The organism is Butyrivibrio sp. WCD2001 (assembly GCF_000424485.1).
Lineage (GTDB): Bacteria > Bacillota > Clostridia > Lachnospirales > Lachnospiraceae > Butyrivibrio.
The window spans coordinates 160,340-171,672 of the sequence record NZ_AUJZ01000001.1; the positions used below are offsets into that span (position 1 = coordinate 160,340).

Below are 11,333 nucleotides of genomic sequence, written 5' to 3' on the forward strand. Positions count from 1 at the left end.
ATTTTTTATACATAGATTCAGGAGAAGTTTATGAAGAAGAGACCGGTATACGTTATTGGACATAAAAACCCGGATACAGACTCTGTCTGTGCAGCAATATGCTATGCGAATCTTAAGAACAAGATTGCAGGTGAAGAAGTCTGTGAACCCAGACGATGCGGGCATCTTAATGAGGAGACACAGTTTGTGCTGGGGCGTTTTGGTATAACTGCGCCGAAGTATACAAAGGATGTGCGTACACAGGTTTGCGACATGGAGATAAGAGACCTCCATGCTGATGATGATCATATTTCCTTAAAACGCGCTTGGGAGAGAATGAAGGATGAGAATGTAGTTACTCTTTGCATTACTCAGAATGGAAAACTGACAGGTCTTATTACAACAAATGACATCATGGAGACCTGTATGGATGTTCATGATGCGACAATTCTTTCCGAAACAAAGACCTATTACGGAAATATAGTTGATACGCTTGATGGCAATATGCTTGTGGGGGATATGTCAGAGCAGATTACATCAGGTAAAGTTCTGATTGCGACAGCTTCTCCGGAAATCATGGAGGAGGTAATTGATCCCGGAGATATAGTTATATGCGGTAACCGCTATGAAACGCAGCTTGTTGCTATAGAGAACCAGGCAGCCTGTATAGTTGTCTGCATAGATGCCAAGGTCACCAATACAATACAGAAGCTTGCGGAGGAACGCGGCTGTAGGATTATCACAACTCCTTATGATACCTTTACCGTAGCAAGACTTATCAATGAGAGCGCGCCTGTTGGCTCCATCATGAAAAGAGAACAACTTGTTTCTTTTCATACCAATGATTTTATTGAAGATATTCAGCAGACCATGGCACAGGTTCGCCACAGATATTTCCCGGTTTTAGATGAAGATGAGAACTTTGTGGGAATGATTTCACGCCGTAATTTGCTGGGAGCGATGAGAAAACAGCTAATTCTTGTTGATCATAATGAAAAGAGTCAGACTGTTGATGGAGCTGAGAGTGCAGAAATTCTTGAGATAATCGATCACCACAGACTCGGATCATCGATAGAGACTGCAAATCCGGTATTTTTCAGAAATCAGCCCCTTGGTTCGTCGTGTACAATAATCTATTCGATGTATAAAGAATCTGGGATTGAGGTTGATAAAACCACGGCGGCACTTATGCTGTCGGCCATTATCTCGGATACACTCATGTACAGATCACCTACCTGTACAGAGATAGATAAGCGCGCAGGTGAAGAGCTTGCTGCTATTGCGGAGATAAATGTTGAGGATTTTGCAAGGGAGATGTTCCGTGCAGGATCCAATATGGGAAGCAAGACTCCAAAACAGATTGTTCATCAGGACTTCAAAAAGTTTACAGTTGAAGATAAAACAATCGGTATTGGTCAGGTCAATTCTATGAGCGCAGAAGAGCTTGCAGAGATCAAGGAGAGAGTACTTCCTGAGCTCAAGGATATTATGGTGAGCGACGGACTTGATATGATTTTCTTTATGATGACCAATATAATAAGCGAATCTTCGATTGTGGCTTTTGAAGGGAACAAGGCGGAGAGTATCATTGATGCAGGTTTCCATGTGACAGCAGGCAGTGACCATATAGCGCTGTTAAAAGGGGTTGTATCAAGGAAAAAGCAGCTTTTGCCCACAATAGTTGAAGCTTTGCAACAATAAAAAAACCATCAATAAATGTAAAGATACTAAAAATGTGTTATAATACCCTCAGTAACATTTTTTCGTTATTGAGGGTTATTTAATGAAATATTTTTTTACGAGGGAAAAGATCAGGTTCATCGCTATCGCTCTGATAGCCTTTCTTTTCGTGAGTTCTTCGGAGAATTATTCCATTATTTCCAAAGCAGAGGATAATAACAGATATTTAGAAACTACAGAGGCAATCTACAGGGTTAATCCTTTATATGCCGGGATTATTTCTGAGGATGAGCTTTATCACGGCCCTGAACTTCGGGTTACCGAGGAGTCTGTTCTTAATGCGGAAAAGAGTTCTTCTGTAGCTGAGGCAGCTGCTGTCTTGCGAGAAGGATTAAAACGTAAGGATAGGAATATCTATGTGTACTTCACATTCCCGGGTACGGATTATGATGCTTCTTCGCTTATAACTATGGAGAATAATGCTTTCAATATTGCAATGCAGCATACAGGCAAGGGTAATGAAGGTGATTATCTCAAATGGGGCTATAGCGGCATGGGAATGCAGATAGCCTATGATAAGAAGGATGGCAAAACAAGCGGAACTTTCACTTTTTATATGACTTATTATACTTCTGCAGCGCAGGAACAATCTGTGAATGCAAAAGTAAGCCAGATTTCATCCGCATTGTCGCTCTCATCAAAGGGAGAATATGACAAAATTCTGGCGGTGTATGAATATGTATGCGGCAACGTAAAATATGAGTATGGTAATTCTCAGTTAAAATATACCTGCTATGCGGCTGCGATAAATAAAAGTGCTGTTTGTCAGGGATATGCGCTCCTTGTTTACAGACTTTTAAATGATGCGGGGGTAAGCTGCAGGCTTATTGCCGGGAATACAAGTTCCGGAGGGCATGGCTGGAATATTGTTAGAGTTGGAGATTATTACTATAACATTGATGCAACCTGGGATGCGGGAAAAGACAAGGAAAAATATGCGTACTTTATGAAATGTGACAGTGAATTTGATGATCACAAAAGATGGTCGCAGTATGCGGATTCGTCATTTTATCAGCTTCATCCCATGAGTTCTACAAGCTATAATACGGGAACTGTAGGTTCCTATGTATCTGTAAAGACGCTGTCACTTAGTAAGGATAAACTTACTTTGAAGGCCGGAGAAAGTAGTCAGCTCAAGGTGACGGTTAAGCCTGCCAGAGCAGAGTCACTTCTTACATGGAAGAGCAATAACAAAAATGTGGCTTCAGTAGATTCAAACGGCAAGGTGAATGCTGTAGCAGCAGGAACCTGTACTGTAACGGTTTCTTCTCCGGATGGCAAAAAGGATATCTGTTATGTTACGGTTACTGAGGAAAACTCAGAAATAAAGTCATTAAAGCTGAATAAGAAAAAGCTAAAGCTGAAAAAGGGAAAGAAATTCCAACTGACTGTAAAAACTAACCCGGTTTCAGCTAAGGATACTACGCAGCTTGTATGGAAGTGCAGCAACAAAAAAGTCGCCAAGATAACAAAAAAAGGTGTTGTGAAGGCAAAAGGAAAAGGTACTTGTATCGTCACAGTATCTACAAAGGATGGGAAAAAGAAAGCAACCTGTAAGGTTACTGTAAAATAAACATAGGACATATATAATATTGAAATATGAACGACAAAAACGGACATTTTCTCAAAAATGTCCGTTTTTGTTCTTATGGAATAGGGTTATACTATCGTATCAGCTGACAAAAAACTTGTCAGCAATAGTCTCCATATAAATGTCACGCTGATCTTCAGGCACATCATATTCATCCATTGCCTTGGATACAGACCAGTGATTAATGCCTATGGAACGAAGCATATGTCTGATAAGTGTATAATCGATAACGCTGTCGTTGGTCATATCAATATCAAATTCTTTTGTTAAAATGGCTGACATAAAGAACCCCCAAAAATAGTAAAATCCAACATATACATACATATAGTTGAAATAATTCCCCTTCAACTACTATATATTGTATTACATATTTGAATTAATTCAATAGATTTCTTTCGAAAATTTGAAGATTATTTTTATGTTTTTTTAACCGTTTATAGATGCCCCAAAACTTGTTAATTGTATGAAATTTTGATAAAATAGTTATCGGAAAAATGTGGTTCTGTATTATATGTGAGGCAGCTATGCAAAAGACATATATAGTGGAGAGAGACGGGTATCACATTTCTGGGGAACTATATTTGCCTGATGATGCTAAGGGAAGATATCCCATAGTGATCATGGCGCACGGCTTCGGGGGAAGCCGGGAAGGAACAAGGCCTTATGCGGAACTTCTTGTAAGGGAAGGGATAGGGTGTTATATCTTTGACTTCTGCGGCGGTGGTCTATCGTCCAGGAGCGACGGTAAAATGACTGATATGTCTGTGCTCACAGAAAGCAAGGACATAGAAGCTGTGGTTGAAAATATTAGAAAAGCACCTTTTGCAGACAGGAAGAATATATTTCTTATGGGAGAAAGCCAGGGAGGCGTAGCTTCGACTATTGCAGCTTCCAAAACACCTAAAGAAATCAGGGCTATGGTGCTTCTATATCCTGCATATATTCTTTTTGACGATGCTAAAAACAGATATCCAAAGAAAGAGATGATTGAGGAAACAACAACTGTTTTCGGTCTTCCGGTAGGGCGCAGATACTACGAGGATGCATTTTCTCTTGATATACATGACTGTATGGGCAAATATGACAGGAATGTACTTATTTTGCATGGCAATATCGATCAGGTTGTTCCGATTTCATACAGTCTTGATGCAAGAAGGAATTTTCCTGCAGCCAAAATCATACAGATAACTGATGCCGGTCATGGATTTTATGGAAAAGAGGTTGTGAAAGCCGGCAAAGAAATGATATCATTTATTCAGGAGAACATGGATGAGCCATGTAAAGGGGGATTATTATGAGTTGCTTGTTTGATAAAAAAATACAGGATATCGATATTGATGAACTTAAAAAGAGTGCAGAAAAGGTTCTTTCTTTTACAGGAACCAAGGCTAAGAGTGCTTGCGCATATGCGCAGGATCGTTTCGATGATCTTGATGATGATAAGAAGAACCTGCTTATAATCGGACTTTCCGTATTCGTGGGAGTGCTTGTTATAGCAGGCATATTCTACTTCCTTGGGAAAAAGGCAGGAAGAAAAGAAACCGCTTTCGAGTATGAAGAATGGGATAGTTGACGGCTCTTTTGATAATATGTCCATTTGGTGCTTGAATATCCATTTTTGATATGTTAACATAGGTGAGTCGCAGATTTTTGCACATAGGCCGGCGTGTCGGAATGGCAGACGATGCAGACTCAAAATCTGTTGTCCTCACGGGCGTGTGGGTTCAAGTCCCACCGCCGGCACTATTATTATGACATTCAGGCAGTATATGTTTGGATGTCTTTTTCTTTTGCTAATTCAGATTATTATTCCCCTTACATATATATTTTTGGAATATAGTATTATTGCACAAAATGCGGAAACGAAATTTGCACATTTCGTTTCTTGTTTCTCCACGCGTGGAGTGTTACTATAAACATGTGGAAACGTAAATACATGCAATTCGTTTCCGGACACAATTGAGGATAAGCCTGATGAGAAAAGTAATCTATTTAAACAATGACTGGAAATTTAAGAGCGAATTTGATGAGAGTATGATCAGCTCAGATTTCAGGGATACAGGATTTCAAAATATAAGAATCCCACATACAGTTGCAGAGACATCTTTCAATTATTTTGATGATGCTGTTTATCAGATGGTGAGCTGCTACCGCAAGACTTTCAGGGCAGACCATAATTGGAAGGACAAGAGAGTTGCAATTCATTTTGAAGGTGCGGCGCATGAAGCTACGGTATATTTTAACGGTGTGCTTCTTGGAACACATTCCTGCGGCTATACAGCCTTTGAGTTTGATATATCCGAGCATATTCGTTATGACGAACCAAACACAATTGTTGTGAAGCTTGACAGTAGAGAATCTCTGAATGTTCCGCCCTTCGGGTTTGTGGTGGATTATATGACTTATGGAGGTATTTACAGAGATGTATTTATCGAAATAACCGATAAGACCTATATTTCCAGAGCGTTTGTATATACAGAAGTTCCTGAGGTTATGAACGTTTCGCTTAAGGAGAAGGATGTTACACCAAGATCTGTCGGAGCTTTCCTACGTGCGAGATTCAGAATCAAGGGATCACTTACCGGTTGTGTTGTAACCGAGTCACTAAAAAGAATTTCAGGTGAGCTGCCCAAGGATGCAAATGATGAATATGCAGAGGAAACTGAACTAAACAGGATAGCTGCAAAAAATAAGATGACCTTTGATTATCATACTCTTCCTGTTGTCTTGTGGGATGTGAAAAATCCCGCACTTTATAAATTCATCATAAGAATATACAGAGATGATCAGCTCATTGATGAGAAAATTATAACGTTTGGATTCAGGAATGCTTCTTTTAAGGCAGACGGCTTTTATCTAAACGGAAGAAAATTCAAACTGCGCGGCTTGAACAGACATCAGTCCTATCCGTATGTTGGATATGCAATGCCTGCCTCGATGCAGATAGAGGATGCGAGAATAATAAAAGAAGACTTATGTCTTAACTGCGTAAGAACTTCCCACTACCCGCAGTCTCAGGATTTTATGGATGCCTGTGACAGAATGGGAATACTTGTATTTACCGAGATACCCGGATGGCAACATATAGGTGATGAGGATTGGAAAAAACAGGCTCTTGAGAATGAAAGAGAAATGATTTTCCAGTACAGGAATCATCCTTCGATTTTTATTTGGGGTGTCCGAATTAATGAATCTGCAGATGATGATGATTTTTACTTAAAAACAAATCATATCGCTCATGAGCTTGATTCTTCGAGAGCCACCGGAGGAGTAAGAGCGGCTACAAAAATGCATCTTCTTGAGGATGTATATACATTAAATGACTTTTCACATAACGGGAAAACGCCCGGTTGCATTAAAAAGAGACAGGCAACACCGGATATGTCTTCGGCGTACATGGTAACAGAGTATAACGGACATATGTATCCGACAAAAGCTTTCGATCCTGAAGATACAAGAGTCGAACATGCGATGAGACATATAAGAGTCATGGATGCTATAGCAGGTGAGAGGGACATAGCCGGAGGCATTGGCTGGTGCATGTTTGACTACAACACCCACAAGGATTTCGGTTCGGGCGACAGAATCTGTTATCACGGCGTGATGGACATGTTCAGGAATCCCAAGCTTGCTGCTTACGGATATGCAATGCAGGGAAATGACAAGACAGTACTGGAACTGTCATCTGCTATGGATATCGGAGAGCATCCCGAGTGCATTCGCGGTGATATCTGGCTCTTTACAAATGCGGATTCCGTAAAAATGTATAAGAACGATGTTTTTATAAAAGAGTATTATCCAGGTGCGTCACCTTATAGAAATATTGAACATGGTCCAATACTTGTGGACGACTTTATTGGTGATGAGTTTGCGGAAAATGAAAAGTTCTCAAAATACTTTGCAGGAAAAGTTAAGCATGCACTAAACCAGGCTGCACGCCACGGCATGGGGAGCCTATCTCTTGGCGATAAGATTACCGGTCTTGAGATGATGCTTTTCCATAGGATGTCTGTTAAGGACATAGTTGATATGTACCAGAAATACATCGGTGACTGGGGCGGCGAGGCAACATCGTTTAAATTTGAGGCTATTAAGAATGGCGAGGTTGCAGCAACAATCGTAAAAGAGACGGTAAAGGGGATAAGCATTGAAACTGTGGTTAGTAACACTGAGCTTATGGAGGGCAGATCTTACGATGTGGCATCGGTGAGGATAAGAGTTGTTGACCAGAATGGAAATGTTTTACCGTTTTTTGCCGAACCCTGCAAGCTTAAGACAGAAGGTGCAATTGAGATTATCGGCCCCAGAACGGTGCCGCTCAGAGGCGGAATGGCCGGGACCTATATTAAATCCAAGAGGCGCCAGGGTTCTACAGGTAAGCTGATAATAAGTCTTCGTGCGAGCGGAGAGAAAATAAAGAAAGAAATAAGTTTTACAATTAGTGAAAGGATAAATGGTAATGTCTGAGAAATCCAAGATAATTTTCGGAAACGAAATGCCTGAAAAAGTATACAGGAAGGCAATGAAAACAAAAGAAAAGAACAAGAAAAAATTCGGAGATGACTCCAAAGCAAATTACCCTGTCAAAATAACAGAGAATAAATACATAGGAGAGAGTCTCGGGGTTAAAAATATCGAGGTGTTGCCTGAAAATGCTGATGTTTCCGGGACACTGCCTTTCGATGAGGAAAAAGGACTTATTGTAGGAAATATCAGAATGGGCTTTGGACATTACAGAATCAGCATGGCAATGGCTTCATGTGCTAAGTATATGGGATATACACCGTACTGGATGGATCTTAATTCCTATCCGCATACAACCTGCACGAAGCTGATAAGTGCTCAGAATGACTTGTATTCTCTTGGATCAAGACTTTCAAAAAATCCTATTTTCAACAAACTAGTGTGGGAGCCTGTAAACTATGAAGGCTTCAGAGCTCTTTCATATAATGCGGCTGATCAGGCAAATGCTGAGCTGATGGCACCTGTTTATAAAAATGTGCCAAAGGATATTCCTGTTATTGCAACACATGTATGGCCTGCTCAGGCTGCGATCCATGCCGGTATGAAGTATGTAGTCAATGCGGTTCCCGATAACTGGCCGATGGCACTTCATTTTTCTGAAGGATCTGTTCATACAATACAGTGCAGAAATGCATATATGGGCTACAGAATACTTAACGGTATGAACAAGAATAAGGTCTGCAAGGCAATGCCGGGAAAGGAACTTGTTTATACCGGACATTATATTGACCATGAACTTGTTTCAAATATTGAGAATGACTGTAAGGCCAGATGTGACAGGAGGAAAAACAAAAAGCCAATGAGATTCCTTCTTACAATTGGCGGAGCCGGAGCACAAAAGGAGATATTTGCTGCAATAATAAAGTATCTGCTTCCGAAGATAAAGAAGAATGAAGCAGCTTTATATGTAAATGTGGGTGATTACAGACAGGTCTGGGAGGATCTGAAAAAAGAGATTCCGGGAATGAGTTCCTTCATCCACGAGCACCTCGGAGATTTTGCGGATACAGAAAAATTTGCGGCTGATGCGCTTGATCCTTCCAATGAAGTGACCGGTATTCACGGCTTCTGGCATGAGAACATTTTTGAAGCTGTTTACTGTACCAATCTCCTTATGAGAAGCTGCGATGTACTTGTTACAAAACCCAGTGAACTTGCATTTTATCCTGTTCCCAAGTTGTTTATAAAGAGAGTGGGAAAGCATGAGATGTGGGGAGCTATACATTCTGCCGAGGTGGGAGACGGAACACTTGAGTGTAGAGACATTCCGCATACAGTACAGATGCTGAGCCAGTTCCTGCATACATCGCTGCTCGATGATATGTGTAACAATATTGTTGAAAATAAAAAGGCAGGTCTCTATGACGGAGCTTACAAGGTTGTGGAGCTTGCCATGGGGATGAAAAATAACAACAAGTAATTTGATTTGAGAGGTTAAAAAGTAATGAGCGAACATAACAAATTGTCCGGAGCCGCAAAGGCGTCTTATGGTCTTGGAGCAGTCGGAAAAGACATGGTTTACATGCTTTCCGCTTCATACGTTTTGTATTACTTCCAGGATATTCTTGGGGTTAGTGCTGCCGCTATGGGTGTAATTCTTATGGTGGCAAGAGTTTTTGATGCATTTAATGATCCTATAATGGGAGCTATAGTTGCTAAGACGAAGACCAGATTCGGAAAATTCAGACCCTGGCTTCTTATCGGAACTATAACAAATGCCATAGTGCTATATCTGATGTTCTCAGCACCGCCGACTTTGTCGGGAAGCGGGCTTGTAGCCTATGCGGCTGTAACCTATATACTTTGGGGTGTTACCTATACGATGATGGATATTCCCTATTGGTCAATGATACCTGCTTTTACTGAGGGCGGAAAAGAAAGAGAGGGGCTTACAACACTCGCTCGTTCATGCGCAGGTGTTGGTTCCGCGATAATTACAATCATAACAGTAATGTCTGTTTCTGCTCTTGGCCATATCTTTGGAGGAGCGGACATCACCGATAGAGATGTAGAACGAATCGGTTTTTCATATTTTACAATTGTGATCGCTGCTTTGTTTGTGCTCTTTACTGTAATATGCTGTATCAATGTTAAGGAAAAATCCACAGTTGACATGAAAACAGCATCTATAGGAGAGATGTTCAGAGCACTTATTCAGAATGATCAGGCAATGACAGTAGTTGTAGCTATCGTAATCGTTAATTGCTCAATCTACATTACATCAAACCTTGTAATCTATTTCTTTAAATACGATTTCGGAACAGTAGGCTGGAGAGGTGCATACACACTGTTTTCAACCTTTGGCGGCGGAATTCAGATTCTGGCAATGATGCTTTTATATCCATTCCTAAGAAGATTCTTTACATCTATAAAGATTTACTTCATAAGCATGGGAATGGCTATTGCAGGATATATATCGCTTCTTGTACTTGCATCAACAAAAATGGATAACGTATATATCCTCTTTATTCCGTCGTTTTTCATCTTCTCTGCAAACGGAATGCTTGCGGTTATTACAACCGTATTCCTTGCAAACACTGTTGATTACGGTGAACTTAAGAACGGCCGCCGCGATGAATCTGTTATATTTTCCATGCAAACCTTTGTGGTAAAGCTTGCGTCCGGAGTATCGGCATTTATTGCTGCTCTTGCGCTCCAGATATTGCAGCTAAGCAATGATACTGCAGAAACCACAACAGACATAGACTATTCACAGGGAGTGGATATCATGCAGAAGATGGGGCTTCGCATGACAATGACAATCATTCCTGTTATCGGAATCCTTTTCGCGATCTTCTGGTTTAAGAAAAAGTACATCTTGACTGATGAGAAAATCGAAGAAATCTCCTCCGAAATCGCGGGGAGAAAGTAATAGCCAGGAAACGGAAATATAAAGAATATATATAAAGAAAAGTGTATGGCACCAAAATCGATTATGCGTAAGCAACGAGATTTTGGTGCCATATATTTTTCTGCACCATATGTGATTTATAGTTCCGTTTCCGTCATATAGGGAGTTTAACCGATTGTAATATTGACTGTTTTGGTGTATGCTAGATATTGTTTAATAGTATGCTTTGCGATATTATGTTCATACAAGATATTGGGGTTGGCGATACTATGGATTGCAAAGAATTTCAGAGAATGATACCCGGCTTTTTAGCTGATGAATTGGATAATTATTCTCTTGAGTCATTTTTGAATCATATGGAATCCTGCAGAAGTTGTAAGGAAGAACTTACTATACAGTTTTTGATAGAAACAGGTATTCAGAGACTTGAGGATGGTAGTACTTTTAACCTTACGAAAGAACTGAAGTCCACTACGAATGATGCCTGGGTAAGACTTCGTATGCGTAAGAGATTATTGAAGACCGCATACTTTCTGCAGATTATGGTCGTTGCTGAAATTATAGCAGCGATTGCGCTTTCAATCGCGCTTCGCTGAGAATAAGGACAACGGATAGATTTTATTTGCTTAATATTATTTAGTTGGGGAT

At 40.4% G+C, this 11,333-nt stretch carries 9 protein-coding genes and 1 tRNA gene; 9 read left to right on the forward strand and 1 reads right to left on the reverse strand.

The features are described 5' to 3' along the window. Positions 1–30: 30 nt before the first annotated feature. Entirely contained in the window at positions 31–1,680 is a 1,650-nt protein-coding gene (locus tag G630_RS0100735) for a putative manganese-dependent inorganic diphosphatase (RefSeq protein ID WP_044958371.1), read from the forward strand. An 82-nt stretch (positions 1,681–1,762) separates the two neighbouring features. Then, positions 1,763–3,292, forward strand: a complete 1,530-nt coding sequence (locus tag G630_RS0100740; protein ID WP_026497429.1) for an Ig-like domain-containing protein — start codon at positions 1,763–1,765, stop codon at positions 3,290–3,292. A gap of 99 nt (positions 3,293–3,391) precedes the next feature. Here the strand turns inward: G630_RS0100740 and G630_RS0100745 are convergent, their stop codons facing one another. Further along, positions 3,392–3,592: a hypothetical protein gene (locus tag G630_RS0100745; protein ID WP_026497430.1), complete on the reverse strand. Its 201-nt coding sequence runs from the start codon at positions 3,590–3,592 to the stop codon at positions 3,392–3,394. A gap of 242 nt (positions 3,593–3,834) precedes the next feature. Between G630_RS0100745 and G630_RS0100750 the strand changes: the two genes are divergently transcribed. From G630_RS0100750 to G630_RS0100780, 7 genes are all read left to right on the forward strand, one after another. Next, positions 3,835–4,608: an alpha/beta hydrolase family protein gene (locus G630_RS0100750; RefSeq protein WP_022760102.1), complete on the forward strand. Its 774-nt coding sequence runs from the start codon at positions 3,835–3,837 to the stop codon at positions 4,606–4,608. Then, positions 4,605–4,883 carry a hypothetical protein gene (locus tag G630_RS0100755; protein WP_022760101.1) on the forward strand — a complete coding sequence of 93 codons (279 nt, stop codon included), beginning with the start codon at positions 4,605–4,607 and terminating at the stop codon, positions 4,881–4,883. The genes G630_RS0100750 and G630_RS0100755 overlap by 4 nt, the downstream gene beginning before the upstream one ends. 87 nt (positions 4,884–4,970) lie before the next feature. Continuing rightward, a tRNA-Leu gene (locus tag G630_RS0100760) sits at positions 4,971–5,053 on the forward strand. A 231-nt stretch (positions 5,054–5,284) separates the two neighbouring features. Beyond that, positions 5,285–7,777: a glycoside hydrolase family 2 protein gene (locus tag G630_RS0100765; RefSeq protein WP_049946025.1), complete on the forward strand. Its 2,493-nt coding sequence runs from the start codon at positions 5,285–5,287 to the stop codon at positions 7,775–7,777. Continuing rightward, positions 7,770–9,254, forward strand: coding sequence for a DUF6937 domain-containing protein (locus tag G630_RS0100770; protein WP_026497433.1), 1,485 nt, complete (start codon positions 7,770–7,772; stop codon positions 9,252–9,254). Before G630_RS0100765 ends, G630_RS0100770 begins: the two co-directional genes overlap by 8 nt. Positions 9,255–9,278: 24 nt before the next feature. Further along, positions 9,279–10,706 (forward strand): glycoside-pentoside-hexuronide (GPH):cation symporter, encoded by a 1,428-nt coding sequence (locus tag G630_RS0100775; protein WP_026497434.1) that lies wholly within the window; start codon positions 9,279–9,281, stop codon positions 10,704–10,706. 248 nt (positions 10,707–10,954) lie between these two features. Next, positions 10,955–11,281, forward strand: a complete 327-nt coding sequence (locus G630_RS0100780) for a zf-HC2 domain-containing protein (protein ID WP_022760097.1) — start codon at positions 10,955–10,957, stop codon at positions 11,279–11,281. Positions 11,282–11,333: the final 52 nt, after the last annotated feature.